The organism is Brevibacillus choshinensis (genome assembly GCF_001420695.1).
Classification (GTDB): Bacteria; Bacillota; Bacilli; order Brevibacillales; family Brevibacillaceae; genus Brevibacillus; species Brevibacillus choshinensis.
Genome location: NZ_LJJB01000013.1, coordinates 958545 through 984649, shown reverse-complemented (window position 1 = coordinate 984649; position 26105 = coordinate 958545). Strand labels below are relative to the sequence as shown.

At 45.0% G+C, this 26105-nt stretch carries 21 protein-coding genes and 3 pseudogenes; 11 read left to right on the top strand and 13 right to left on the bottom strand.

Annotated elements, in window-relative coordinates:
• Nucleotides 1-6: 6 nt before the first annotated feature.
• Nucleotides 7-753 (bottom strand): glycosyltransferase family A protein, encoded by a 747-nt coding sequence (locus tag AN963_RS24935; protein WP_083497052.1) that lies wholly within the window; start codon nucleotides 751-753, stop codon nucleotides 7-9.
• A gap of 329 nt (nucleotides 754-1082) precedes the next feature.
• Between AN963_RS24935 and AN963_RS24930 the strand changes: the two genes are divergently transcribed.
• Complete coding sequence (locus tag AN963_RS24930; RefSeq protein WP_055747217.1) at nucleotides 1083-1610, top strand: DinB family protein; 528 nt, start codon at nucleotides 1083-1085, stop codon at nucleotides 1608-1610.
• A gap of 159 nt (nucleotides 1611-1769) precedes the next feature.
• Here the strand turns inward: AN963_RS24930 and AN963_RS24925 are convergent, their stop codons facing one another.
• Complete coding sequence (locus tag AN963_RS24925; RefSeq protein ID WP_055747216.1) at nucleotides 1770-2216, bottom strand: aminoacyl-tRNA deacylase; 447 nt, start codon at nucleotides 2214-2216, stop codon at nucleotides 1770-1772.
• 15 nt (nucleotides 2217-2231) lie between these two features.
• On the opposite strand from AN963_RS24925, the gene AN963_RS24920 reads away from it, so the two are divergent.
• The 3 genes from AN963_RS24920 (at nucleotide 2232) to AN963_RS24910 (ending at nucleotide 4040) form a co-directional block, all read left to right on the top strand.
• Complete coding sequence (locus AN963_RS24920; protein ID WP_055747215.1) at nucleotides 2232-2633, top strand: DsrE/DsrF/DrsH-like family protein; 402 nt, start codon at nucleotides 2232-2234, stop codon at nucleotides 2631-2633.
• A 191-nt stretch (nucleotides 2634-2824) separates the two neighbouring features.
• Nucleotides 2825-3514: a hypothetical protein gene (locus tag AN963_RS24915; protein WP_055747214.1), complete on the top strand. Its 690-nt coding sequence runs from the start codon at nucleotides 2825-2827 to the stop codon at nucleotides 3512-3514.
• Complete coding sequence (locus tag AN963_RS24910; protein ID WP_055747213.1) at nucleotides 3504-4040, top strand: peroxiredoxin family protein; 537 nt, start codon at nucleotides 3504-3506, stop codon at nucleotides 4038-4040. Before AN963_RS24915 ends, AN963_RS24910 begins: the two co-directional genes overlap by 11 nt.
• Nucleotides 4041-4565: 525 nt before the next feature.
• Here AN963_RS24910 and AN963_RS24900 read toward each other — a convergent pair.
• A complete protein-coding gene (locus AN963_RS24900; RefSeq protein WP_055747871.1) occupies nucleotides 4566-5924 on the bottom strand; it encodes an FAD-binding oxidoreductase in 1359 nt (452 codons plus the stop codon).
• A gap of 253 nt (nucleotides 5925-6177) precedes the next feature.
• Between AN963_RS24900 and AN963_RS24895 the strand changes: the two genes are divergently transcribed.
• The 4 genes from AN963_RS24895 to AN963_RS24880 all read left to right on the top strand — a co-directional run bounded on the left by AN963_RS24895 (nucleotide 6178) and on the right by AN963_RS24880 (nucleotide 10674).
• On the top strand, nucleotides 6178-7656 hold the full coding sequence (locus AN963_RS24895; RefSeq protein ID WP_055747211.1) for a multicopper oxidase family protein: 1479 nt from the start codon (nucleotides 6178-6180) through the stop codon (nucleotides 7654-7656).
• Nucleotides 7657-7684: 28 nt separating this feature from the next.
• Nucleotides 7685-8062, top strand: a complete 378-nt coding sequence (locus AN963_RS24890) for an Asd/ArgC dimerization domain-containing protein (protein ID WP_083497051.1) — start codon at nucleotides 7685-7687, stop codon at nucleotides 8060-8062.
• 513 nt (nucleotides 8063-8575) lie between these two features.
• Nucleotides 8576-9466, top strand: coding sequence for a GNAT family N-acetyltransferase (locus AN963_RS24885; protein WP_055747209.1), 891 nt, complete (start codon nucleotides 8576-8578; stop codon nucleotides 9464-9466).
• Nucleotides 9467-9477: 11 nt separating this feature from the next.
• Nucleotides 9478-10674 (top strand): MFS transporter, encoded by a 1197-nt coding sequence (locus AN963_RS24880; RefSeq protein ID WP_055747208.1) that lies wholly within the window; start codon nucleotides 9478-9480, stop codon nucleotides 10672-10674.
• A gap of 374 nt (nucleotides 10675-11048) precedes the next feature.
• Here AN963_RS24880 and AN963_RS24875 read toward each other — a convergent pair whose 3' ends face one another.
• Complete coding sequence (locus AN963_RS24875; protein WP_236708084.1) at nucleotides 11049-11417, bottom strand: hypothetical protein; 369 nt, start codon at nucleotides 11415-11417, stop codon at nucleotides 11049-11051.
• A 434-nt stretch (nucleotides 11418-11851) separates the two neighbouring features.
• Entirely contained in the window at nucleotides 11852-12169 is a 318-nt protein-coding gene (locus AN963_RS24870; protein WP_055747206.1) for a hypothetical protein, read from the bottom strand.
• 214 nt (nucleotides 12170-12383) lie between these two features.
• Between AN963_RS24870 and AN963_RS32155 the strand changes: the two are divergent.
• Nucleotides 12384-12543, top strand: a pseudogene (locus tag AN963_RS32155) (IS110 family transposase); the annotation flags it as partial.
• Nucleotides 12544-12761: 218 nt separating this feature from the next.
• Here the strand turns inward: AN963_RS32155 and AN963_RS24865 are convergent.
• The 4 genes and pseudogenes from AN963_RS24865 to AN963_RS24850 form a co-directional block, all read right to left on the bottom strand.
• Complete coding sequence (locus AN963_RS24865; protein WP_236708083.1) at nucleotides 12762-13493, bottom strand: SDR family oxidoreductase; 732 nt, start codon at nucleotides 13491-13493, stop codon at nucleotides 12762-12764.
• Nucleotides 13494-13573: 80 nt separating this feature from the next.
• Nucleotides 13574-14737: an SMP-30/gluconolactonase/LRE family protein gene (locus AN963_RS24860; protein WP_055747205.1), complete on the bottom strand. Its 1164-nt coding sequence runs from the start codon at nucleotides 14735-14737 to the stop codon at nucleotides 13574-13576.
• 32 nt (nucleotides 14738-14769) lie between these two features.
• Entirely contained in the window at nucleotides 14770-15783 is a 1014-nt protein-coding gene (locus tag AN963_RS24855; RefSeq protein WP_055747204.1) for a zinc-dependent alcohol dehydrogenase family protein, read from the bottom strand.
• Nucleotides 15780-16626, bottom strand: a pseudogene (locus tag AN963_RS24850) (SDR family NAD(P)-dependent oxidoreductase). The gene AN963_RS24855 and the pseudogene AN963_RS24850 overlap by 4 nt, the downstream one beginning before the upstream one ends.
• A gap of 293 nt (nucleotides 16627-16919) precedes the next feature.
• Between AN963_RS24850 and AN963_RS24845 the strand changes: the two are divergent.
• Nucleotides 16920-17576, top strand: a complete 657-nt coding sequence (locus tag AN963_RS24845) for a TetR/AcrR family transcriptional regulator (protein ID WP_055747203.1) — start codon at nucleotides 16920-16922, stop codon at nucleotides 17574-17576.
• Between the two features lie 338 nt (nucleotides 17577-17914).
• Here AN963_RS24845 and AN963_RS24840 read toward each other — a convergent pair whose 3' ends face one another.
• Entirely contained in the window at nucleotides 17915-18160 is a 246-nt protein-coding gene (locus tag AN963_RS24840; protein WP_055747202.1) for a YolD-like family protein, read from the bottom strand.
• A 495-nt stretch (nucleotides 18161-18655) separates the two neighbouring features.
• On the bottom strand, nucleotides 18656-19303 hold the full coding sequence (locus AN963_RS24835; protein WP_055747201.1) for a DUF998 domain-containing protein: 648 nt from the start codon (nucleotides 19301-19303) through the stop codon (nucleotides 18656-18658).
• A 656-nt stretch (nucleotides 19304-19959) separates the two neighbouring features.
• Between AN963_RS24835 and AN963_RS32150 the strand changes: the two are divergent.
• Nucleotides 19960-20365, top strand: a pseudogene (locus tag AN963_RS32150) (IS110 family transposase); the annotation flags it as partial.
• Nucleotides 20366-20688: 323 nt separating this feature from the next.
• Here AN963_RS32150 and AN963_RS24825 read toward each other — a convergent pair.
• Both AN963_RS24825 and AN963_RS24820 read right to left on the bottom strand, forming a co-directional pair.
• Nucleotides 20689-22944 carry an ATP-binding cassette domain-containing protein gene (locus tag AN963_RS24825; RefSeq protein ID WP_055747199.1) on the bottom strand — a complete coding sequence of 752 codons (2256 nt, stop codon included), beginning with the start codon at nucleotides 22942-22944 and terminating at the stop codon, nucleotides 20689-20691.
• A 635-nt stretch (nucleotides 22945-23579) separates the two neighbouring features.
• On the bottom strand, nucleotides 23580-25058 hold the full coding sequence (locus AN963_RS24820; protein WP_055747198.1) for an Lsa family ABC-F type ribosomal protection protein: 1479 nt from the start codon (nucleotides 25056-25058) through the stop codon (nucleotides 23580-23582).
• Between the last annotated feature and the right edge of the window lie 1047 nt (nucleotides 25059-26105).

Below are 26105 nucleotides of genomic sequence, written 5' to 3'. Positions count from 1 at the left end.
GTTTTTTTACATGAACGAGGAAAGGATTCTTCTTACACGATGACGTCCTTTTACGACACGCCTTTTGTTGATGACCTTATTGCGCTTTGAGAGGAATTTGCTTGTGGTATTGCCCGAGTGGATGATATGCACATAGTTTCTTAGACGCAATTTATCGTGACGCAAGCGAATGACAGCAGGATGCCCCCCGCGAAGTTTATAGCGTTTGCCACGCAAATAGTCTTTCGCTTTATAAATCAAGGTATAAAATGCCGGTGACTTTGCATACATCGGCGCAATCCGTTGTTTTCTCGAATCATACATGTAGCCATGCTGATTAATAATCGCTTTGACACCTTTTCGCCTGCGATGCTTCTTGAGCTGTTGAATATAGCTTCTGCGGTACAAGTCATCCGAATCTAGCCGGACCAGATATAAATAGCGATAGCCTTTCAGGCGTTTCTTGATGCTTCTTTGATACATGCTTTTCGGGATGAACTTGATATTATTAGGGAGTTTTTTATACTTGCGCAGCTGCCTATTAATCTTTTTGCGGGAATGGTTTTCGTACTCCACAAGGGCATCAAAGCCTTGATTGGTCTGCCTTTGCAAACTCTTCCGCGTATACCGCATAAATATGTTCATACGGTTCTTTATCCAGCTCACTGAGAATCTCTTCTTGCGGTTGTACTTTAGCTTTTTAGAGTTAAAAGCGATTCCGACAATAATTCTTTTCTTTCGCTTTCCCACTGATGACTCACTCTCCTTTGCCATGAAGCCGTGACTATTACATGGTATTGGAGTTTGTCAGGTTTTGCTGTAGTCGGATACCGCTTCATGATACAAGCACATAAGGTTGTTTTGGAAACTTTTGGTACAACCGAAGCGTATAACAAACAAAGAGGAGAGGAGTTGATGAGCAACCTTCTTTGGGCTGGATTGGGCAAATAAAGAAGCGACCATCCTGGTTTGCCAACGCTGCTCCTATATCATGTGGTTCATGGAAGAGCCTGAGAGCTTTTGAGTTTCGTATGCCCGGAATGGATGACAATATCGATACGCCTGTCGCATAGGTAGTCTTCTAAATAGAAAGGAGCAAGGATATGAATTTTTCGATGAAAGAAGCGATTGAGGTTTTGGAGCGCACCCCGCAAACATTGGAGCATTTTTTGTCGGGTTTATCGGAAGGATGGCTGCAATGCAAGGAAGGAGTGGGAACATGGAATGCCTCTGAAGTGATTGAGCACCTCATAGAGGGGGAGAAACATAATTGGCTCCCCAGATTAGAAATGATTCTACAAGAAGGGGAAGGGAAACCATTTCCCTCATTTGACCGTTTTTCTCACTTGCAAGAAACGTCCGAACGATCCATCGAACAAAAATTACTGGAATTCAAAACGATTCGAGCACAAAATATCGCTACTCTTCAAACGATGATTGACCCTGACTTGCATCTAGAATTGACGGGCTCACACCCTGCGTTTGGTCAGGTGAAGCTCAGAGAATTGCTCTCTACGTGGGTCGTTCATGACTTGACGCACATCACTCAAATCGTACGGGTGATGGCGGAGAGATACCGCACAGATGTCGGACCCTGGCAAGAATATCTCGGTGTATTGAAAAGGAAGTAAGAGGGTACCACCTCCATAGGATGGTTCATCGCGATTCACCTAGATAAACAGGAGTCGAACGTTTCCTCCCATTGTCCAATTGAGTGATGGTCATTCGTGGACAAACAGTGATTCTTGGGGAGCGACGCTGTCTCCCCGGGCTCTTGTCCACCTCACCGCTTAGTCCAAATAAGCCATTACCTGATTCAATTCCTCCACTGCTCCCGGTGAGATTTTTAGCGTCGATCCTGCCTCGCCAGTCCCGCCATAAATAGCGGAGTAACGAAACAGTCTGCGATCAAACAGGCAAGGAAGAAAGAGGCCTACCAATGGTACCGTGCCGATCCGAAAACCCGTGATGGCCTCCACTTGCTTGGGGTTGGCAAGCTTTACTTCCTGGCATGATAAGGTAACGGCAACGGACTGAAAATCCAGCCGTCCACGATCTCCTGTCAGAATCGCGGCGACATAGCCGTTTTCGGTTTCCAGCACGAGAGTAGGTGCAGTTTGGCCAAGCTCGATGCCGAAATAGTCAGCACCGTCCTGCGCCGTACGTATGAGTTGTGGATGCTCCAGGATTTCAAAGGGTACGTTCTTGGTTGTCAGAAGTTCTTGTAAGGATGTCATGCGCGCAGCCTCCTCATGCGAAATGTTCTTTATAGAATAGCAAAAAATGGACGGGAAGAAGGACCTTTTTGTAAAAAAATGGGGGAGATCGCGACTGCTTCCGCAGCGACAGATGCAGAGGTAGCTATTTTCTTTACCTTTGAAGGCTTGAATCTCATTCAAAAGGAAGCTCATCAGCAATTGCCACTCCCGGCAGGGAAAGAATCGATGGCGGAAGGCTTTCAAAAAGCGAACATCCCGACCATTCCCGAGCTGGTGAAAATGGCTAGCGACTTGGGTGTGAAGCTCATCGCATGTCAGATGACGATGGATGTCATGGGGCTGGTAAAAGAAGATTTTGTCTACGGAATTGAAGTAGGCGGTGCCGTCACTTTCCTCGATTTTGCCAAGGACGCCAATGTCAGCCTGTCCTTCTAAGATCAGTGAGCGAGAAATAAATGGTACGGTGAGAATTGGTGATTTATACTAGCATAGATACGTCAAAGCCTATTCTGTTACAAAGAATAGGCTTGTTTTCACATAAGAGATTGTATGGGCATTCGTCCATGAACAAGCCTCGATAGAGGTTTTTATACCAAAAAAGCCGCAGAGAAAGGAAACAAAAGAACATGCCCGATGTCATACAGTTTGGCCCTTTCTTGATCAAAATGAGCATGCTGGCTATAGCGGTCCCCATCTTATCAGCGTTCGTAGCGGTTTATTTTCGGCTGCGAAAGGAAAAGGAGCAAAGAAAGACGATCTTCGAACTGATAACTAGCAGCTTACTTTTGGCTTTTTTCGTCTGGAAGTTCAGCTATGCGCTATTCTATCCCGCAAAAGTATGGGCTCAGCCTGCGTCGCTTCTCTATTTCTCAGGTGGGGATCGTGGAATCTTGCTGGGTGTACTGGCAGTCTCCGTATACTTGGTGGTAAAGGTGAGACGACAGGGGATACCCATCCCGGTATTGGTGGATGTCTTTGCTACGGGTGGATTGACTGCTTGGGCAGTAGGACATGTCCTTACGTGGGGGGTGGAGCAGGTAGGTGGTTGGTATTCCTTTCAGCAAGCGTTCATCGCCATCGTCTTTTTGCTGTGGGTGATTCGTAAGCTAGATCGTGCAACGAGTGTGATCCCATGGCTGCAAATGCTGCTCTGGTTCGGTATTTGTCAGGTATACGTGACGTTTTTCTCCCCGGATTATGCGCCGCTTTTGGTCGGTCTATCCAAAGAGCAGCTACTCTACTACATTTTTTCCGTCCTCGCTTTGTTTTTAGCCAATCGAGCTCGTGATACAGGAGGAACCCCCAATGAAGAGTAACAATCTGTTCGCGATAGTCGCCCTCTTGGCCATGCTAGGATGGGGGCTCTATGCGCAAGGAACCACTTCCCTTGAACAGCCTGTATCGCAAGCGGTTGGCATCCAGAAGGGCAACCTTGCGCCGGATTTTGAACTGCTGACTCCAGAGGGAAAGTCCATCAAGCTGTCCGACCTGCGTGGTCAAAAAGTAATCGTCAATCTATGGGCTACTTGGTGTCCTCCGTGCCGAGCTGAGATACCGGATATGCAAGCTTTTTATGAGGAAAACAAAGATAAGGGAGTCGTCATTCTCGGGGTGAATTTGACTTCAACCGAAAATAGTGTGGAGAATGTGGCAGCCTTTATCAAAGGCTACGGTATGACGTTCCCGGTGGTGTTGGATGTCGACAAGCAGGTGGCGGTTCAGTACCAAGCCATTTCCATTCCTACCAGCTACATGATCGACTCGAATGGAGTGATCCGGGAAAAATTCATCGGCCCGATGGATCAGGAAAAGTTGGAGAACATCATTTCGTCGATGGAGTAAAAGAGGGGATTAGCTAGATACTCATTTGAAAAACGAACAATTCGGCATCTTGTGGCAGCTGGATATAACACAAAAGCTGAGGGATGAAGGAATCGAAGACTACACGAGACCTTTTCATATACTCGAGGTATGCAAAAATTGGACATGATGATATCGTTATGTATCCACTCTTTTCTTCCCCATTAAAAGGAGCTGCCAATTTCTTTGCTTGTTCCTTCGTTTCAACGAGTACAGCTATCATATTGTCTCCTTTCTACAAAAAAGAGCACCCTATGCATGCTTAAAAAGCCATGATCATAGAGTGCTCCTCCAGATATCCTTTAATATATGATTCTTAGGTCCTCAACGGTTAACTATCTACTTTAAAAATAATGGAGTGCTGGCAAATAGTAAATAGTATTTAGATGAAATATACTAGCAGTCTTGATCAGGCCATTATTTTCTAACCACTTGTGGTTTTTTCCCTTATTTATTATTTCGACTCCTCGTTTCCTTGCTAAGGTAACGCCCTCAGGATCTATAATATCAATTTTTAGCAGGTGGAATACTTTGTTGGAAATGAAATACGTTTAAAGGGTCGTATTTCCGTTTTATTTTTGTTAGCCGATTGAAATTGTTCCTGTAATATACCCTTGGCCAATTCTTGAATTCCAGATCAGGAAAATTCACGTAATCTCCTATTAAAAAAGGAGTCATGGCTCTACGAAAGCTTTCTACCCACTTAATGTTTCGCTTCTGTTCCTGTTTCAATCTCCATCTTGCTGATAGTTCAAAAATCACTTTGGCGTGTCGGTGAACATAGGCTGTAGCAGTGGGGGAGACACGAGCGACAGCTCCTCCCAAGCTTTGGCACTCCACGTTGGCATGTTTATTGGGGGGATTTGCCAGAAACCGCTGGATGGTTCGAATTCCTTCCTTAGGCACCGCACGATAAGCGTACCCACCGGTAACTTTAAATTTAGGCAACAAACCGATATCGATTTGGGCAAAAAATTTTGTAGCTATTATAAAAGGAACCGTTTTCACTCGTACTTTCAATGGCGTACCCGCATGAAGAAGCGGTTGGATCATCCTGCGCAGTTCACTTGCCGACCCGAGAAATTGACCCGTGGATTCCACGGTTCCAACCTGTTTGGAAAACATTTGAATGGTGGAAGTAAGCCTGTTATCTACAGATAGTGCCCATTTCTGCCACACGTCGAATACTTTTCCAAGATCCTTCCATTTCCAAGTGATACTGTAGATGGCTACCGTTGAGATGGGGTGTACCTTAAAGGTAAAAGATGTAGCAACTCCAAAATTGCCTCCTCCGCCTCCACGACAGGCCCAAAACAAATCCGCGTGTTCATGGGCATTACACCGGATGATTTTCGCACCAAAGCGACCATGGGGAACAACCATTTCAACTTCCTTCAGGTTATCAAGTGTTAACCCGTATTTTCGGGATAACAACCCAATTCCCCCCCCTAAGGTCAATCCAGCAATCCCGACATCAGGAGCAGTACCCGCTGGGATCGTTACACGCTTTTGCCATAGTGTTCGATAAACTCTTTGCAGTTGGTTTCCCGTCTGAATTTTGGCCAACTTCTGTTTTGAATAGATCTGGATGCGGTTCATTTGACTAACATCGATCACAATCGCACCATTCATCACAGAAAATCCTTCATAGCTGTGCCGTCCGCTTCTCACACGAATCGGAACGCGATTTTCCCTCGCCCATTTAACAGCATTCACTACGTCTTGTGTTCTTTTGCAAAAAACAATCACACGAGGGAATTTGGAAATTCGTTTGTTGAATTCCATTCGAGCCTGGTTGTACGCAGGATCACCGGGCACAACGATACGCCCTGTCAAACGGGTCAAACCCTGTTTTTTATTTATCATCACATTCACCCGCTCCATCCTATGTATTGTCACTTTCCTATGGAACGGCGTCTGTCTAGTCATTATTTTTGCTGTGTTCAAACCCATTTTGTAGTTAGAATTTTAGGGATGTAGATTCCATTGTGTTTGTGTGAGGCCATAGAGATTGAGGAGATGGAAGAAGACCATTTATCTCTCTTTTTGTTCTCGATTGCGTTATCAAGTTATGAATCTACCTTCGTTTTCAATGTTTATAAATGAAAGGAGTGAAAAAATGGAATTGAAGAAATTTATCGATCAACTACCAATGCCGCTAGTAATCAAACCAAGAAAAAACTCCCAAAATAACCCTTATGTTGTACGCATGATACAAACACGACATCGATTTCACAAAAATTTGCCAAAAACAAAAGTTTGGGCGTATCAGGGGAAAGTGCCTGGTCCAACGATAGAAGTCGAAAAAGACCAACCTATATACGTGAAATGGGAAAATAAATTACCTAAAAAACATTTTTTGCCCGTCGATACCACGATTCATGGGGCTATGGATACCCCTGAAGTTCGAACCGTTGTACATTTACACGGAAGTTCGAGTAGACCAGCAAGTGATGGACACCCAGAGGCGTGGTTTACCAGAAATTTCAGGCAAACAGGAGCAGAATTTGTAACAAAGACCTATGAATACACCAATCGTGAAAAAGCGACCGCTCTTTGGTACCATGACCATACCCTCGGTATCACCCGGTTAAATGTGTATGCAGGTCTTGCAGGTCTTTATTTGATACGCGATGAAGAAGAGAAGGCGCTTCCACTTCCGAAGGGGGAATATGAAGTGCCGCTCATCGTTCAGGATAAGTCATTTAATACCGATGGTTCTCTGTTTTATCCATCCCAGCCCAGCAATCCTCCACCAGATTTACCATTTCCATCGATTGTTGATGGTTTTTTTGGAGATATAATGGTAGTGAATGGGAAAGTTTGGCCTTTTTTAGAAGTGGAGCCTCGCAAATACAGATTCCGTCTACTAAACGCGTCCAACTCTCGCGCATACCTGTTTCAATTTAGTAATTCTCAGTCTTTTTTCTTAATCGGAACAGATGGTGGGCTTCTTGAACGGCCGATTGAGGTACAAAGTCTGCAAGTTGGTTCGGCTGAGCGGGTTGACATCGTAGTGGATTTCTCTAAACTGCAGGGCGAAACCATCATCTTACAAAACCAGTTTGAATTAGGTAATCCTATAGGTGATGTGATGGCGTTCAAGGTGACAAAGCCGTTAAAGGAAAAAGACCACAGTCAAGTTCCGCCGATTTTAAGTAAGATTGATCTTATACCACTCACAGTAGTCAAAAAGGTAAGACATTTAACTCTAGACGAGACACAGGATGAATATGGACGTCCTATGCTTTTGTTAGATGGAAAAGAGTGGGACGATCCAGTGACAGAAACACCATTACTTGATTCGGTTGAAATATGGGAACTGGAAAATAAAACCGAAAGTGGCCATCCCATTCATATCCACTTAGTGAATTTTCTCGTCCTCGACCGACGTGAAAGTAATGGAAAACTCAAGCAACGTCTCCCGACTGATTTTGGCTTAAAAGACACAGTGACAGTCAACGCGCTAGAAACGGTTCGAATCATCATAGGATTTAAACCATATGCCGGAAAATACGTATGGCATTGTCATAAATTAGAGCATGAAGACCATGACATGATGCGACCATTAACCATAAGAAAACCTGATGATCAATAATCAATTTCCCGGATGAGAATCAGCGAAGATCAATATCAATTGTATATGTACGAGAGCGAATGTTCTGGATGGACACACTGAATCTGTGTTTGTTGGACTGAAAAAACAAGCAAATTTATCTGAAATGAAAGAAGCAATCAATGGTTATAATCCGTTCAAAAGTTGTAATTTACATTCAGCTCCTGAGCGTATGATTAACATCTTTAATGACCCAATTCGCCCTCAACCTCGCCTTGATCGCGAGCTCGGTGGCGGGATGACAACTAGTATGGGAAGACTTGAAGAGGAACCGGTACTCGGCGGTGTGAAATATGTGTTAGTCTCCCACAATACGAAAATGGGTGCAGGAAAAGGTGCAGTTCTGCTTGCTGAATCGATGTTAGCACAGGGGTTACTACATGAGTAGCACGTAGAGATCATTCAACTAACGAGCCTGTCAGTTTAATAAGGTATCCCCATGGGTTTGTGCGCTCCAAAAGTTCAAGCAAGATTGCCTTAACACGGTGAAGGACTTAAACTTTCTTACACGTTGAAAAAAAACAATTGTAAGACTTCGGTACTTCACGTATAGTTGAAGGTAGTTATGGATCTTGCAACAATAATGGAGGTGGGGAACATGACAATGACATACATGAGCTTTATTTCAGTATGCAATCATATTCCATTTCCCCATCTGGCGTACGTGAAATCCTACTAGTTTATCTAGCAGGTTCTCTTAGCTGTGCCTAAAACACGGGGATTACCCGTGTTTTTTTGTATGGCAACGATGTACGCGTCAAAGGCTTGGTGTAGCCAAGTTTGTTTATGTTTGCCGCCGTGGGGATCGAATATCCCCACGTTTTTTTTTGCTATCTACTGCCGTGGGGATTGAAAGCTCCACGGCTTTTTTCTACTCACATATTAATTGGAGGTTGAGACGATGAGTACAATTAACAACGGTGCAGGACTTGTAGTAGCAAAAGGGCTTTCGGAAGAGTGGTTGAAACAGATTGTCCATTTGGCAAAAATATGCGAGGCATACGATGAATTTGATTTATCCGTCAACCTGAACGTATCGATGCTCCAAAACCGCCAACCTGAACAAACGAATGATTTTCTGTACGTCCAAGATGGGCAACTGGTTGGATTCCTCGGTATGTATGCGATCGTCAGTCCGAAAGAAGTGGAGATCAGCGGAATGGTTCATCCAGACTATCGACGCAAAGGAATCTTCCGCGCTCTGTATGAACAAGCAAAAGCGGAATGTGAAAAGCGTGAGGTAACGCAAATTTTACTCGTCAGCAATCGCAAGTCCAAGGAAGCCAGTTCTTTTGCAGAATGCGTAGCGGCCACTTATCAATTCTCTGAATACAAGCTGGATTACTCCGCTACAGCGCACGTAACTGCTGTGGAATCGGATAACCGTCTACAGCTTTGCCCAGCCACCACGAATGATTTTCAGACTTTGGTAGAGATTGGCGTAAGCGGTTTTGAGGATACAGCTGAGCTCATGACTGCGCTAGTTACACGCAATTTGTCAGAGCCATCCTTTCAAACGTATCTGGCTCAGTACGAGTCTGAACCAGTCGGGATGATTACCGTAAGCGAAGAGGATAACGAGTTTTTCATCTCAGGATTTTGCGTAAAAAAAGGGCTCCAAGGAAAAGGGCTGGGTAGAAAAATCCTCTCTCAGACAGTGGAAATCTTGAATCAAAGAGAACACATAGGAGGAATTAGCCTAGAAGTGGCTGTCGATAATCAAAATGCCTTGTCACTCTATCAATCTACAGGATTTGAAGTCGTCTCAGTCTACGACTATTATGTCGGGTGAGGCTTGACTGAATGAAAAATCATGCTTTGCTAGATTCCAATATGCTTATGATTTTCATCTATTCCTTTTTTACGAAGTTTCATTTGTGGCTTCCCATCTATGTGCTGTATTTACAGCAGGTACGAGGCCTAAGTCTGGCCACAATCGGAATTGTAGAGGGATTTGGTTGGGTAGCTGCCGCTTTGGCTGAGGTACCGGCTGGAATCGTTGCAGATCGTTTCGGTCGCACCCGTTCTCTTGTGATGGGAGCCTTATTAATGGCTCCTGCCATGATCCTCTACGCATACACAGGCTGGTTCCCGATTCTTTGCTTGCTGCAAATCGTATGGAGCGTGGGAGGGAGCTTTATTTCTGGAGCTGACCAGGCACTCCTCTACGATTATCTACACGTGAAAGGTAAAGAAAATCTATTTTCCAAAGTGGTGAGCTATCAATTGGCAATGATGCGTATTGCCACTGCATTTGCCGGAATCATTGGCGGGTGGTTAGCTACCTACTCGCTTGGTTTACCGTTTATTATTTGTGGGATTCTCTCCTTTGTTGCCGGGTGTGTTGCCTCTTTCATCAAAGAACCGAAACAATCGGGGGTGAGAACAAACAAAGAGCACGAACCACTCATCCACTTCGTTTTCAGTACCTCAAGAAAGGTATGGAAGAGTAAGAGCTTGCGCAATGTACTGCTCTATTCTGCTATTCTGGCTGTTCCCGCTTTTTGCTTTACGTTTTTATTTGTTTCACCTTTCCTACATGAGAAAGGAATGACTATCGAATGGCTTGGCATTGTATTTATTTTCATACAAAGCACAAGTATTCTTGGTTCCATCGTCTCCTATCACATGGAGAAACGATTGGGAGAGACAGCAACGGTTATCTTGTTCACCGTCATCATGGCTTTGAGTATTTTCATGCTTCCGTTGTTGCCTGAACTATCCGGGATCATCTGTATGATTCTCATCAGCTTCTTTTACTCCATCATCGAGCCTGTCTTGATCAATATGACGAATCAGCGAATCTCGGGGAATTCACGCAGTACGCTACTTTCTTATTCATCTATGATTAAGACGATCATCTTGGCGGTTCTGGTTCCTTTTTTCGGAAAGCTCGCAGAAGATGTTGGCTATCCTATTCTATGTATACTGATCTCTGTCGTTCTAATCGTTCTACCTTTAGTTTTCTTACGCAAAGAAAAGGATACGGCTACGCTATGATCTGAGCATACCTTTGAAGAGCCCCACAAAAAATGGCTATCCGATGCCGCGGCTGGTAAAAAAACTGACCTGCATGGATAGCCATTTTCTTCTACATCTGAGATGGACGATCCGGGAGTAGTTCAATAAATTTCTCCACATCCGTGCTGTTGTTGAACAGGTGAATGGAAGCACGTACTCTTCCATCCCCACCCCACACATAGACGTCCCGCTGATGCGAACGTTCTGCTACACTGCTTCCCTGAGCGTATACGATGGATTTATCTCCTGTCCGCAGGGACGAAGCGGTGGTTTAAGACCTTGAGGACTTAGACTAACCGCTCTTTATATTGAACTATCGAACCCGTTACTTTAGTGACTATTCGCCTTACCGATTAAGCCACTGCTCGAAAATAATGATTAGCAGCCGGTCGAAACATTAGAATAAATGCAACAATTACCGAGGCAAGATGTACAATTCGACTTAATCCGAACAGAATAGAATAGAAGGTCATACCAGCAAGGGCTTTATCAAGTGAATTCCCTTCCAAGATCCACTTAACTGGATCAATAATTAAGGAGAGAGTACCAATCCCGCCAAGAAGTATTGCTAAAGCTATACGTGCCCAGTTTCTTCCACGGTACATCTTCATAATAATGTAAACAAGTACGGTAAAGATTATCGTTCTGATCCCAACTGCGATGAAAATACTGTTTCCTGGCCCTGAGTCTTTAGATAATATTTCACTAACTGCGATGATCATTTCAAACACTCCTGCAGCAATTGCAACGAGCCAAAATAGAAACGACTTTTTTACCTCTTGCGGAACCTTCCTTTTATTACTCATAAAACCAATCCTTTCCAGTTAATTATTTATATATCTCATCTTACTTCGAATAAGATATGTTATTAACCACCCCGAGACGGATATATTGCTCGATCTACAGTTCAGGAAACTGCCACTAAGGAAAGTAATGACAAGTTGAAATTTAGAAATATTCCATTAAACTGCCCGTTAGTTGAGAAAACGGCAGCCATTTACGCAGGCTGTCGTTCTTCGTGTGTATTAAGCTATTGAACCCGTTAGCGCAAAATTTTATTACGATCCGATCAAGGTTTCCACCTACATTGCTTCATTGAATTGCCTCAGACGGAACTAGGGACCGAACGGCCACATGCATGAATACTCGGAGCTTTTCATTTAGTAGTATGAGAAAATATCAGTTCTTGAAGTTGCGTTAAAACGCTAGGTAAGTATTCTTGTGGATGCAAAAAAATCGCCACCAACACGCTTATTGGTATGGCTGCAATCCAAATCAAACTTTTGAATACTCTCGATTTTAATTTTTGAGTGATAAACAGAGAAACTAACAAAATAGTAATATTAAATAATAATGTTATTGGAATACTTATAACTCTTCCAAGACCTGTATAAGGGAAGTATTCGATTAATAAAAGTATGGTAGCTATACTAGGAATCAAGGCTAAAAAGAAAGTTATTACCGACTTCTTCATGTGGTGATCTCCTAATCTGGTTCTCCGCAGTATCAATTAACGTCTTATTTACGCACCGAAATTTCCATAATAAGGTTCGTGAAATAAATTAATTTATCCTGCTCCGTTAGGTAAGCAAAGGCTACAGGTATTAACACCTGCAACCTTTATTTATGTTAGTTCCGGCAACGGGTCATAGCCCTTAAAATCCCAGCATCCAGGAGGACGCTCTATTATGAAGTTTCAATCGCAAGACAGGCAAAATCAACTCATTGAAAAAATTACTGCCGCATCTGGTTGTCGGGATCGACATTGCCCAACAGACGCATGTCGCACGCGCTGTAAACTTTCGCGGTATCGTAATCGGAAACCCTCTGTCCTTTTCTAATGACGATGCGGCAATTTTATCCGAAGTATCTAATGCCGCTTGTGATACGGTTCAGCTTAACGGGTCTATCGGCGAAAAAATTAAGGGCACTCATTTGGGCAACAAACTTTGGTCCGCAATGTCGTTGAACGAGCTGAAGGTAAGATTCTTAGAAGATGGTCAGCTACGAATCCTACCTCGAAAGCCCGCAATGCTTTGTCATCAGTGCGTTACTTTCTTGGTTAATTATTTGAACCGCTTGGTTTGCTTTGAAGGCATAATGGTCAGTTCTGGAATGTTGACATGCTCAGGTTGCTCCAGTGCATAGAGCGCCGCCTCTGCAACGTCATCGGGATGTAACGGCAGGACTTTCGAAGAAAACGCGCGAATTTCATCCTCGGAATACCCGGCCACCTGAGAAAATTCCGTTGCCACCGCCCCGGGTTGAATCGTCGTAACGCGAATCCCCTGATCGATTATCTCCAAACGTAACGCAGACGCTATGGCGTTAACACCGTATTTGGTAGCGCTGTATGGACCTCCTCCGGCAATCACTTCCTTGCCGGCAATGGAGGAGATGATGATGACATCTCCCTTGCCATGACCTAGCATCGGCGGAAGCCCGTAGTGCAGCGTCAACATAAGACCGTGTACATTCGTCCTGTACAGCTCCTCCCATCTTTCCAGATCCACTTCTACCAAAGGACTTCGATACCCGAATCCGGCATTGGCGACTATAATATCAAGACGGCCCCAGCGGTTAATCGTTTTATTGACCACATGCTGTACTTCTTCAGCCTTTTGAATATCAGCAGGTACTGCCATAACCTCGTACAATCCCTCTTTATGCAATTCCTGAACCAGCTCATCCAATCGATCCCGTCGACGTGCCACGACTGTCACATGAGCGCCGCGCTTTGCCAGTTTCCTGGCGATCGATGCCCCGATGCCACTGCTAGCGCCTGTCACCAAGGCCACTTTGTCGATCAGACTCTCCTTCTCATTCCAAATTACTCCAAATCATCCAGATTCATTTCGCACCCTCCCAAATTCCAACATTATTTTGTTAAAAACACGCGATGAACACCCTTGCTGCCTCCCGGTGCCGTTCCTATATATAAATATCCGTTATGGCTTACAGCCGTTGTTACGCCATACAGTTTGCCTTCCGGATCATGCCAGCTTCCGATAAGCTCTCCCTGCGGGCTGAGCTCCATAGCAAGCCCACGCTTCGCCGGTGCGCTTGCGCCGCTAAGCAGCGACTCCGGCAATTTGGCCATGGTACTGGCTAACCAAGGGTTGCTATGCATCTGATCTACAAAAGAAATGCGAGTCGTGAAGATACCGATCCAGAAATGACCTTGATCATCACGCGTAATGTTGTCTGGAAAACCTGCGAGATTGTCTACGAAAATATCAGATGTACCCTTCTTCGGTCCTTTAAGCCAGTATCTGGTCAATTGATAATGATACGATTCCGCCACAAGCACAAAATCTTCATCCGCAGACAAGGCAACTCCGTTTGCAAAATAAAGGCCTTCTAACAGGACGGTCGTTTGCTTGGTCTTTGGATCGTACTTCAGCAAACGTCCATGCGGCTTGTTCTCGGCAATTTCTTTGAAGGTCACACTACCATAATTCGAAGTATCAGAAAAATATATGGAGCCGTCCTTGGCAATATCAAGCTCGTTAGCTAGATAGATCGGCTTACCGTCCACTTGATCAGCCAATACCTCTACGCTCCCGGATGGGTTAATAGACAGCAGTCCCCTCTTGACATCAGTAACGATCAAATCGCCTTTGGCATCGAATATAAGCCCATTAGGAGTTCCTTTGGTGTCTGCAAACAGTTGGGCTTTTTGCGGATTTCCCTCTGCATCGAAAGGAACCTTGTAAATCTTCCCATCTGAATCTCCTGTATATAGCTGACCTTCTTTATCGAATGTAATGAATTCAGGGAATTGAGGGGCATCAGTCACAAACTGAGCCGAGCTGAGTTTATTGTTTTGTTTCCACGGACCCGCTTCCTCAAAAGAGGGGGCCGTCGGTGCTGACCATTTTGCCGGTTTGATCGGTGAAGGTACAAGCAAGAAAACGAGTATTCCTAGAACGAGCACCGCGAGTAGCGATAGCCCCCATCTGCATATCCTAGCACGTAGTGAACGTTTAGGACGATTCACGCCTTCAGTAGATTTAACGGATCGAACTTGTGTATTAGGCATTAGTGTGTCTCCTTTTTCATATAAGCGAGATTTTAGATTTGGACTACGATTTTACCGAAATATTGCTTTCCTTCAGCCAAGAGCGAGAATGCTTCACCAATTCGGGCCAGCGGGAATACATGGTCGATGACGGGATATAAACGATGATGGGCAATCGCCCGATTCATCTTTTCGAAGTGATCTCGGTTGCCGACTTGACTGCCGCGAACAGTTGCGGCTTTCTGCAAAATGCTGGAGACATCGTATTCCGGAATGGTCAAGCCCGATAAGAACCCGACCATACTCAAGGTCCCTCCAGTGCGAAGTGCATTTATGGATTTCCCCATCGTTGCCGCTCCTCCAACATCCAGAACATGATCGACACCGCAGCCAGTCAACTCTAACGCCGCCTTATCCCAATCGGGAGCTTCCGAATAATTGATCGTTTGCCATGCGCCAAGAGCTTTTGCTCGTTCCAGCTTGGCGTTGCTGCTCGACGTGATGATGGCTCGTGCTCCGGCCATAAGCGAGAATTGAAGCCCGAAGATGGATACCCCGCCCGTTCCTTGCAGCAGCACGGTATCACCCGCTTGCAAACCGCCATATTCGATTAGCATGCTCCATGCGGTTAATGCCGCGATCGGTAAGGTTGAGGCCTCCTCATAAGTGAGGTGATCGGGAATAGGGACGACTCCGTCTTCATGTAGAACGACATACTCGGCCGCTATTCCGTTCAACGGCCCCCCCAGGCTTTCTTCTAACACCCCAGGTCTTGGGCTGCCGGCAATGAATCGCTGTTGAAAATTACCCGCTACTCGGTGTCCGACCTGGAACCTTGTTACTCCTTGGCCAACGGCTACAATTTCTCCCGCTCCGTCTGATAATGGAATGAAGGGAAATTTGACTTCGATCGGCATTAATCCGCTGAGGACCACTAGATCACGGTAATTGAGAGAAGCTGCTCTCATGCGGATCAGTACCTCCTTAGGACCTGGCGTTGGTATGTCTAGTTCCGTTATGGTTAATTCCTCGAAGCCGAAGCCGTTTTTCAGCTGTATAGCTTTCATCGAATTGTCCTCCCTGCAAGATCAGATTGATCACCCGGATTCTTATTATTGCTGCTGGATCCTTCACGCGGACGAATCATGCTTCCAACAAGCCGAAGACTTTGTTTTCGTGTAATGAATCGCGATAACTGCGCCCCGAGATAATTCTGCACACCCGGAACGACGTACACTTTCCCTTCCTTCAACGAACGAAGTGCAACCTCTACGACTTCTTTCCGGAGTGTCTTTCTTTCCGACGGAGGCTTCTTCCGCTCCTACGACATTAAAGAAACTCGTGTCCGTCGCACCGGGACAAAGTGCGAAGAATTTAATGCCGCGGTTGCGGTTTTCAAACCATAACGCTTGAGTAAACGACAGGACGAAAGCTTTCGTTGCCCCATATACGGCCATATAGGGAAGTGGTTGAAATCCGGCGGTTGAAGCAACATTGATAACTGTACCTGAGCTTTTGCGCAACATGTCCGGCAAAAACAAGTGGGTCATATCTACGACAGCGGCGACATTGAGCATAACTTCTTCATGTTGACGCTCGCCTGACACTTGTTCAAACAAACCATGCGTAGCAAAGCCTGCATTGTTGACCAGCAGTTCGATATCCACTTTCAAAAGTCGACATTGCTGATATAACTCGCTGGGTGCGCCCTCTTTCGCAAGATCCATAGCGATAACCTCGGCTTTGATGCTATACATCTTTCTGAGCTCTGATGCCAGACTCTCAAGCTTGCCCTTCGATCGGGCTACGAGTACTAAATGGCTGCCTTGTTTGGCCAGTTGTCTCGCGAATTGCTCTCCAATACCGGAAGAAGCTCCCGTGATGAGCGCCCATTTACCTTGAATCGTCATATCGCTACTCCCCTTCTAGATACTATGTAATAATTTAGAAACAGCGTTACCTAATGAACAAAAGTAATTATTCCCGATTCTCAAGGAATATGATATTCATCATACCATTTGGTAACAGTGTTTCCGAACGGGTTCATTGTATCCCGGCTTTTCTAGAAAGTCAATATGATCTTTGAATATCCTTGAACATCTAACGTCTCATTGACAACCGCTTAACAACTGTATAAAATTCCTTGCAAGAGCTTCAGAAACTTTGTTTCCTGACGAAAACTTGATATCCGAAGGTGATGATTATGAGCGATCAAGATATCTCCTCCAATGCGAACTCACGAGTGTTGAAAACCTACCAAGAAGCCCGCTTGCAAAATATTGAAAATCTCCGCAAGCTCGTTGTTGACGCTGCGGCAACGCTCTTGCAAGAAGAGGGTCCGGAAGCCGTTACGGTGCGTAAAGTATCGCAAAAAATGGGTTGCTCGACAAAAATCATTTATAACTTGTTTGTCAATAAAGAGGGCTTGGCTCAGCAGCTGTATCTGGACGGTTGTAAGCTTCTCGCTAACGAATTCGAGGGGACGCCACAAGCTGCTGATCCGGCGCAGCATTTGCAGAATTTAGGCGAAGCCTTTTGGCAATTCGGGCAGCGTTACTCCAGTTATTATAAACTGATGTTCGGAGGCGCATTCGCGGATTTCAAACCGGACGAGGAAAGCCTAAATGGTACCGTAACGGCCATGCGGCAATTATTGACGGTGATCAGCAATGCGCAAAAGCAAGGTCTCATCCCTAGCCAGTATGACACTGAAATAGTTATCCGCGTATTCTGGGCTTCGCTCCATGGCGTCATTCATCTTTACATGGGAGGACACTTAGGAGATGTACAATCGGCGCATGCGGTATACAGGCAAACGTTGTCTTTAATTGTCAGCTCGTTATTGCCGGATAAAGCTTAAAAGACGGCAAGCTCTTCCCGGTTTAGGGGAAGAGCTTGTCTTTTTTCACACTGCAAGGATACCTTCAATGCTAATCTCTACTTCAATTCTTTGCTTTACCACTATTTGTGATACGCTTCCCCGCGCTTGATCTAAAAACAAATCTCCCGTTCTTCGGTCTAATACTTTATTTTACAGTCTACAACTTTATTTTTATGGAACAAATAAATCCGTCACTATTTAATGAGAGACGGATTTATCACTGAAATTCATGGGTCTGCGACTACTTCTTGTACTGTTCGAATAAGCCAAGGCTGTGTTGATTTGGGTAACGTTCTGAATTTCTCAAGGGTTGAACTTTATCCATACCTTACCTTCATGATACCGAGGAAAGGAATCTTCCTTGTTACTCCGTCATTTTCTACATGAACCAAGCGAGTACGCGAATCCAGCACTGTGATCCGCCCGTATACTTTTTCTGCCTCGCCCCATACCGTAAATGCCCGTTTGTCTCCGTCTTCTTTGGCCTCAACCAGTTGGTTTCCCAATTCCTCTAATTCAAATTCGTCCCGAGTAGGGCGTTTTGGTGTATTCGCCTTTGCCATTATAATACCTCCTAGCCTTTAACATCGGTTATCCAGCATGGCCACTCACCACCGGCTCAACAACAAGAATGTTATCGATGACAAAAACCCTTGGTGCCTTACGTGTGAGGCAATATGCTTTCAGGCGATCCCCATTAACCACCAATGGGCGCAAGGTTCGCCTGAAACGGCAAATTGTCCACCGATCCGGTCTGAAAATGCCGCGTGGGTGGGGATGGCTGCGAAGCCCAAAGAAGTATGTTTACAACAAGGTTTACCAGCGCACAACGTTTGATATTCTCTCGTTAATAAAGAAGTTGTTCAAATAAAAAAAGCCCTCCCAGGATTTTTTTTCCAAGAGAGGGCTTTACCATCCACAGCTTCAGTTCAGTCTTTTCACTTGTTCTTTGCGTTCGGTCTCTCAAGTATCTTTTCCTCTGGTGACTTTTCTCAATCATGTTGAGAAAGCTTAAATTGACCGCCGCCTCCTTGATCCGCTTAATTTAGCATCTATAATCATCGAATAAACTCATCTGACATTTCATGATTTGGTTTTTGGAAGTTTTTCAAGCATTTCATGAGAACGTATGCACCTACTCCAATTGGGGTAAAAGCAGTAAATGCAAGGATTCGCTGGAGAAGTCCCGCTATCATTGATCTGTCAATTTCAAAGATTCCGCTCATGATTGGCACCATAGCGACAAATAGGATGATATTCGCTATAAGATAACCTTTCAGGAGTCGTGTATCGCTTCGTTTCCATAACACAAAAGCAAAAATAAACGGCACCAGGAACATACCAGCTGACAGGGCTCCTCCACCGTGTCTCGGATCGGGAATGGGAAATATTCCGGATAGTAGGGTACCAAGGCCGTTTGAAACAACAACGATCATTGTGAGCCACGCCAACAATGGATTGGTGTCAAGGCGGTACAACGCGAGCAAAAAACCAAAAGCCGCAATTAGCGTCACAATCCCCAAAATGATAATCGCCGCATTAACCGGGTCTGGATGAACCGCACGATTTGAACCGAGTTCACTTGCTGTGTGCTTCACAAAACTATAGCCGGCGTAATAGGGTGCGGCAACTATCGGAATGCCAAAATAAACGATCGGGACCGCTATTCCCATTCTGAGCAAAGCCGCTGTGACTTTTTCTTTCATTCCATCTTACCTCCTTCAACAATGTTTTCTCGCTTTTCATTTGTATCGCCTTTGGCTTCCTTAAGTTTTCCTACCTGCTCCTTGTTCGTCCTCATCGGAGCAAGGCCTCTGCTATTATAACGAGCATACAGCCAATACGGTTTCGCATGACAACTATTACTCGAAAACACATCGTGGTCCAGTATGATCATTTCCCCAACCCAGACCACCGATTTTCAGGATGGGATTATTCATGTTTCCACTATTCTTTTTCTCTCCATCAATCATACAGTTGTTCCAGAAAATAGAAAAGCCCTCCCCGGTTCTATGGTCTTACCCCTGTCAAGTAGACAGTTTGAAACAAGCCCTCGTCTAGGTCTTCGTTGAAAATTAAGTTTTAGACTGGAGTTTTTGATCCTACACAGTTCACGGATAAAAAATCTCCAGCCTTCCGAAAATTTGTTTTAGACTTAACCTAATACATGAAACAGCGGCGACTTAAGACCTAAAAATAAAGTCTTAGACTCGCCGCTATTTTTATTGAACTATCGAACCCGTTAGTCATAATGAACGAGGCGGCCCCATTTCGCTTATCGTAGGTTACATTTGGCAACAATGCGTAGTGGAATCTACCAAAGACCAAATGCAGAGCTACAAACGAAAGGAGCCGCTATATTATGAAGGATGTCACAAAATTTGTTGGTTTAGACGTATCAAAAGATACAATCTCGGTTGCTGTCGCAGATGATGGACGTGGAGAGCCTCGTTTTCTCGGTAACCTTCCCCACACGCCTGAAGCAATCCGTAAACTCATGAAAAAAATAGGTTCACCTGAACATTTACATGTATGTTCTGAAGCCGGTCCTACAGGGTATGGTCTTTTCAGATTTCTTTTGTCCCTCGGAATTGATTGTGTCGTTGTTGCACCAACACTCATTCCTCGGCGCGCAGGTGATCGTATCAAAACAGACCGAAGTGATGCTCTAAGACTGGCGCAGCTTCTTCGAGCTGGAGAGCTTACGCCTGTTTGGACTCCAGACGAAGACCATGAAGCGTTGAGAGATTTAGTTCGTGCTCGTCATGACACCAAAGAAGACTTGCAACGAGTACGCCTTCGTCTCATACAGTTCCTCTTTGCTATTCTCGAACGTCAGTGGCTCCTTGGTTTGGTTGAGGGTCCGATCGCTTGCTGGCAATTGGGACCCTTGACCATCATACCAAGGAGCTTTTTTGTTACTCAAACCTCAAATTCTTCATGATAGGAATACTGCCCGTTAATTAAGCGAAAGGCTGCCGATTCTGCTGGCAGCCCTGGTTGAGCATACGTAAGTTTAACCTTTACTATGTTCTCCTTGTCATGCTAAGAAATTACGAATCCCATGCATTATGAAAGTCGATTTGATGCATTACATCAAGTATCTTCCCGTGATCGACTGCTCCGCATGGATGATCTGCGGAGGTGTGCCCTCGAACACCACCTGGCCGCCCTTGCTGCCTCCGTCCGGTCCCATATCGATGATCCAATCCGCTTGGCTGATCACATCGAGGTTATGCTCGATGACGATCACCGTATTGCCGGCATCCACGAGGCGGTTCATGATCCCCAGAAGGTGACCGATATCTGACATATGTAGGCCGGTCGTCGGCTCGTCCATCACGTAGATGCTGCCCTTCTTATGCAGCTCGCTTGCCAGCTTGATGCGCTGGCATTCCCCGCCCGAGAGCGTGCTGAGCGGCTGGCCGAGTGTAATATAGTTCAACCCCACATCGCTCATCGCCTGGAGCTTGCGCACAACCTCTTTTAGCTGAAAAAAATCCAACGCCTGCTCCACAGTCATCTCCAGAACTTCTGCAATTGACTTTCCGTTAAGCTTGTACGCGAGCACCTCTTCCTTGAACCGTCTACCTCCGCACTCTTCGCATGGCAGCTTGACGCTGTCGAGGAATGCAAGGTCTGTATACACAACACCCAGCCCTTGGCAGTTCTCGCAAGCCCCCTTGGAGTTGAAGCTGAACAAGCCTTGGTTGACCTTGTTCGCGGAAGCAAACGCCTTGCGCACATCATCCATAATGCCCGTGTAGGTCGCGGGATTCGAGCGTGTTGACACTCCTACCGCCGATTGGTCGATGACGATTGCATCCGGATGCTGGCCGAGGAATACTTCGTTAATCAGCGTACTCTTGCCCGAGCCGGCGACACCCGTAACTACTGTCAGCACTCCGGTTGGAATATCTACACTCACGTTCTGCAGGTTGTGCAATGTGGCATCCTTGATGGACAGCTTGCCGGATGGCTGCCTGCAATCGTGCTTCAGCTGGAGCGGCCGCTTCATATGGGTGCCTGTCAGTGTACCTGCCCCCAGCAGGCCTTGGAAGCTTCCTTCATACACGATGGTACCGCCTCGGCTGCCGGCGTGAGGCCCGACGTCGATGATATGATCCGCCAACTTGATCACATCGGGATCATGCTCGACGACAATCACGGTATTGCCCTTGTCGCGCAGCTTCTGAAGCAATCCATTTAACCGATGTACATCACGGGGGTGCAAGCCAACGCTGGGCTCATCGAAGATGTAAGTAACATCCACCAGACTGCCGCTTAGGTGCTTCACCATCTTTACGCGCTGCGACTCTCCGCCGGACAATGTATCCGTTTCACGGTCTAGCGTCAAGTAGTCGAGTCCGATATCCACCAGATGCTGCAACCGCTCCGTCAGCGACTTGACGACCGGCGCGGCGACAGGATCGTCAATCTCCCGTATGACGCGGATGAGCGGTCCGACCTCCATGGAGGACATCTCGGCAATGTTGAGACCATTTATCCGGCAGCTGAGCGCGGCTTGGCTGAGTCTCGCGCCGCGGCAGCTGGAGCAGGGGCCCTCGGAGATGTACGGTGCAACAGCTTTTTGTGTGCGCTCAGACTTTGTCTTCACATCCTGCTTGATGTATTTGTTGGTGAACTTCTCGATAATACCTTCCACTGTAATATTCGTTGCCTTCCCGGCGAAATCCATCTTCACTTTCCTCGCCTTGCCGTACAGCAGTTGCTCCATCTCCTCATCCGAATAATCGCTCAGCTTCTTGTCGGGATCGAAGGACCCCGACTGCACGATCATCGTCCAGTCCCAGCTTTCTACCTTATAATCCGGCAGCATGATTGCCCCTTCATTCAACGACTTTGACTTGTCCAGCGCCTTGCTTATGTCGACGCCCAGCTTGCGACCGATCCCGTTGCACTCAGGACACATGCCTTGCGGATCGTTAAACGAGAACATGTGCGCTTGTCCAACATAGGGCTGACCCACTCGGGAGAAGAGAAGACGGAGAATGGGAGAGATATCGGTAATCGTGCCCATCGTGGAATGGGAGCCGCCGCCCAGCCGCTTCTGATCCACAATAACAGCCATGCTCAGGTTCTCGATCGCGTCTGCATCCGGTTGCGGAAAACGCGGCAGAAAGTTGCGGACGAACATGCTGAAGTTTTCGTTCAGCAGACGCTGGGATTCTGCGGCGATGGTATCGAAAACGATCGATGACTTGCCGGATCCGGATACTCCGGTGAAGATCGTGATCATCCGCTTGGGAATGCGCAAGGATACGTTCTTGAGATTGTTTTCCCTCGCACCCGAGATTACGATATACTCCTGATTAGAATCACTCATTCTTACCATCCTTCCGATCGTGTTAATTTCTGCTATATTCATATTGTACCATTCATCGTGCATAGAAAGTCGGGCAGCCCGAACTTGCACCTGTTATTGTTCTAACCCAGGGAGGTGATACGATAGCTCTTTCTCGAATATTCAGAGTGTGTACGTAAATTACAATTTGATGATTAGAGATGGCTACCCCCTCATGAAGGGTCACTTAGAAGCAAACTAAATAGAAACATAAACAACAAAAAAACCTTGATTTCTCAAGGTTTTTTGACATTCTGTATGGAGCGGGTGATGGGAATCGAACCCACGCCGCTAGCTTGGGAAGCTGATGTAGGTGCTAGGATCGCTTCTGATGACTTATGACAATCATTGTTGTTTCTACGGTTTACTGAACTTACTCCATTCCGTAATCTGGTACTCTTGGATTGTTTACGAGGGATTTGGTCAACAATCCGTCAACAATGATCTCGTTGTAAAACGATCTCGCAGGTCTACATAGGTAGGTATATCGGCAAAAGCCCAATTTAGTATATCGAGATTATTCAATGTAAATATTAAAAAACCCGCTCCAGAGCACTGGAATGCGGGTTTACTTTTCAGTATCTAAATGATTACAATATGCAATGCTCCAAGTATAACTATAAGGCTACCGTTTTCGTAGCCACTTTTTCTTGAAATGTCTGATCATGCTCAACAAAAACCATTGTTGGATTAAAACTTTGAATAAGCTCTTCAATTTGCATACGTGAATAAACATCAATAAAATTTAGTGGCTCATCCCAAATATATAAATGTGCATTTTCACATAAACTTTTAGCTATAAGCAACTTTTTCTTTTGTCCACCAGAATAGTGGGATATATCTTTTTCAAACTGGATACGGTCAAAATCCAGTTTTCGTAGAATAGATTTAAATAACTGTTCATCAATCTGATTTTCTTCAATAAAATCAGATAACTTTCCCTTTAAATGAGAGGTATCTTGTTGTACATAAGAAATGACAAGGCCTGAACCAACGTTCAAAGCACCTGTATGCTGGAGTGGCTTCCTTAGGATTAGTTTTAAAATACTACTTTTTCCACTACCATTCTTTCCATCAAGCACAACTCGGTCTCCTGGTTCAACATGAAAACTTATTGGCGTATTAACTAATTCACCATCATACATAACAGACACATTCGTTAACTGAATTAGTTCTTTAGATTTGTATTCCAATGGCTCTAACTGTAATGACTCCGTTTTTTCCACATTTTTTAGCAACGTTGACTTTTCTTCAATAGCTTTCTGTTGCCTTGACTCCAGGTTCTTTGCACGTTTCATCATTTTCGCAGCTTTATGTCCTACATAGCCCTTGTCCAATTTAGAACCAGAATTTGTTGTACCATTTTTGGAAGCTTCTACTTGATCAGACCAATTGGCTGAACGCTTTGAAGATTGTTGCAGCCTCCCAATATCTTTTTGCAAACGCTCATTTGTTGCTTCCTCATGTTCCTGCTGTCTATCAAAATTCAGCTTCCAAGAAGAATAATTACCACTTTGAACTTCTATATTTGCTCTGTTTATTGACAAGATATGATCAACACAGCCATCCAAAAAGTTTCTATCATGTGATATTAAAATGAATCCTTTTTTTCTTTTTAAATATTTTGAAACCATCTTTCGTGCATGGGTATCTAGGTGATTGGTCGGCTCATCAATTAATAAAAATTGCCCTTCATTCAAAAACAGTGCAGCAAGTAGAACCTTCGTTTGTTCCCCATTCGATAATGTTTCAAATGGCCGGTACATCACTTCATCATCGACATCTAAATAAGATATTTCACGAAGAAACTCCCAATCTTCTGCCTGGGGACATATCTCTTCTAATATTTCATGTGTGAATTTGCTTTTATCCGAGACTGGATATGGAAAATAATTATATTCTACCGAAGAAATAATTTTTCCGCCGTATTCATATTTTCCCAATAATAGATTAAAAAAAGTTGTCTTGCCTCGTCCGTTTCGACCAATAAATCCAAGCTTCCAATCCGTATCTATTTGAAAGCTAACATCTTCAAAAATATTATCAAAGCTGCTTGGATAAGAAAAAGTCAGGTTTTGTACTTGAATCATTGACATGTGAAGTTCCTCCTTTTTATAACACATTACTTCTTTATAAAAAGTCGGTACATATCCATCTATTCACATTTAACTCCGTATAAGTTTAATGGATATCAACGACTTATACGGAGTAAGTCATGTGTAACAACCGTGTCTGTACTCATCTTATCCCTCCATCATAAAATTATATATTTTACTTGTTATGTCCGTATAGTTGACCGCATGAACGCCAAAAAAAAACAGCGCAGATACGGCCGGCCTGACCGCCGGTTCCTGGTGGCAGCCGCTCTATTACTCCGATTACGATATGATTACGAATAATTAAATCACTGCAGACGCTCCTTATTATGCGCAATCGTTCTCGCTGAACGACAAGTCGGACGACATCGTCGCCGGCTTCAAACAAATCGACCCGAATGTCAGCGTCAGCACGTACAAGTTCTGGGTTGACCGTCCGTTCCACAACTATTTGACGGGTGACGACATCAAATGAGAAAACCGTCTATCGACGTCCTTTCTCCCCATGTACTTTTTTTAGTATACCACTCCGTGAATCTGCTAGTAATATTTAAATATTGACATGCTATTAGCTGGAATAGCTAATCGCACCTACCGATTCATGCCGGCAACGTCGTTCTATGTTGTTTATTGAGTTATAATTCCCCGATAGATCAATCGTCATTACACGCCGGGTCCGACGGACTTAGCCAGTGCAGGGTTGTCCGGCTGCTCCTGCTTCCCCCAAAATTCCTCAGCCCGGACCGAGAGCCGGATGGCCCGATGCGTGAATATGGTGTTAAGTGTTGTTCTTAGCGGGGCTTCTTCGATTGGAGTCTCAGGAATGAGATTTGTGTATTGGGTGAGTTTATACAAGTAACACGAAAAGACACCATAACCTATAATGAGCCGGTGCGTTCAGGTTATATAAGAGGAGCTATCAGAACCTGACGTTAAATAAACGTTGGGTTCCGCATGGCTAGGGGTCCCGAAAAGGCGAAAAAACAGTTTCAAATCAGAAGAACCGTTCCGCGGTTCTATCCATGCCCGCATATGAAAAAAAGGACC

Coding starts and splice junctions, on each gene's coding strand:
- AN963_RS24875 (WP_236708084.1), bottom strand. CDS start 11,417: ATGATCATCGCAGTTAGTGAAATATTATCTAAAGACTCAGGGCCAGGA.
- AN963_RS24825 (WP_055747199.1), bottom strand. CDS start 22,944: ATGAGTGATTCTAATCAGGAGTATATCGTAATCTCGGGTGCGAGGGAA.
- AN963_RS24915 (WP_055747214.1), top strand. CDS start 2,825: ATGCCCGATGTCATACAGTTTGGCCCTTTCTTGATCAAAATGAGCATG.
- AN963_RS24860 (WP_055747205.1), bottom strand. CDS start 14,737: ATGCCTAATACACAAGTTCGATCCGTTAAATCTACTGAAGGCGTGAAT.
- AN963_RS24925 (WP_055747216.1), bottom strand. CDS start 2,216: ATGACATCCTTACAAGAACTTCTGACAACCAAGAACGTACCCTTTGAA.
- AN963_RS24880 (WP_055747208.1), top strand. CDS start 9,478: ATGAAAAATCATGCTTTGCTAGATTCCAATATGCTTATGATTTTCATC.
- AN963_RS24835 (WP_055747201.1), bottom strand. CDS start 19,303: ATGAAAGAAAAAGTCACAGCGGCTTTGCTCAGAATGGGAATAGCGGTC.
- AN963_RS24845 (WP_055747203.1), top strand. CDS start 16,920: ATGAGCGATCAAGATATCTCCTCCAATGCGAACTCACGAGTGTTGAAA.
- AN963_RS24935 (WP_083497052.1), bottom strand. CDS start 753: ATGGCAAAGGAGAGTGAGTCATCAGTGGGAAAGCGAAAGAAAAGAATT.
- AN963_RS24870 (WP_055747206.1), bottom strand. CDS start 12,169: ATGAAGAAGTCGGTAATAACTTTCTTTTTAGCCTTGATTCCTAGTATA.
- AN963_RS24895 (WP_055747211.1), top strand. CDS start 6,178: ATGGAATTGAAGAAATTTATCGATCAACTACCAATGCCGCTAGTAATC.
- AN963_RS24855 (WP_055747204.1), bottom strand. CDS start 15,783: ATGAAAGCTATACAGCTGAAAAACGGCTTCGGCTTCGAGGAATTAACC.
- AN963_RS24820 (WP_055747198.1), bottom strand. CDS start 25,058: ATGTCAATGATTCAAGTACAAAACCTGACTTTTTCTTATCCAAGCAGC.
- AN963_RS24920 (WP_055747215.1), top strand. CDS start 2,232: ATGCGAAATGTTCTTTATAGAATAGCAAAAAATGGACGGGAAGAAGGA.
- AN963_RS24910 (WP_055747213.1), top strand. CDS start 3,504: ATGAAGAGTAACAATCTGTTCGCGATAGTCGCCCTCTTGGCCATGCTA.
- AN963_RS24930 (WP_055747217.1), top strand. CDS start 1,083: ATGAATTTTTCGATGAAAGAAGCGATTGAGGTTTTGGAGCGCACCCCG.
- AN963_RS24900 (WP_055747871.1), bottom strand. CDS start 5,924: ATGATAAATAAAAAACAGGGTTTGACCCGTTTGACAGGGCGTATCGTT.
- AN963_RS24840 (WP_055747202.1), bottom strand. CDS start 18,160: ATGGCAAAGGCGAATACACCAAAACGCCCTACTCGGGACGAATTTGAA.
- AN963_RS24885 (WP_055747209.1), top strand. CDS start 8,576: ATGAGTACAATTAACAACGGTGCAGGACTTGTAGTAGCAAAAGGGCTT.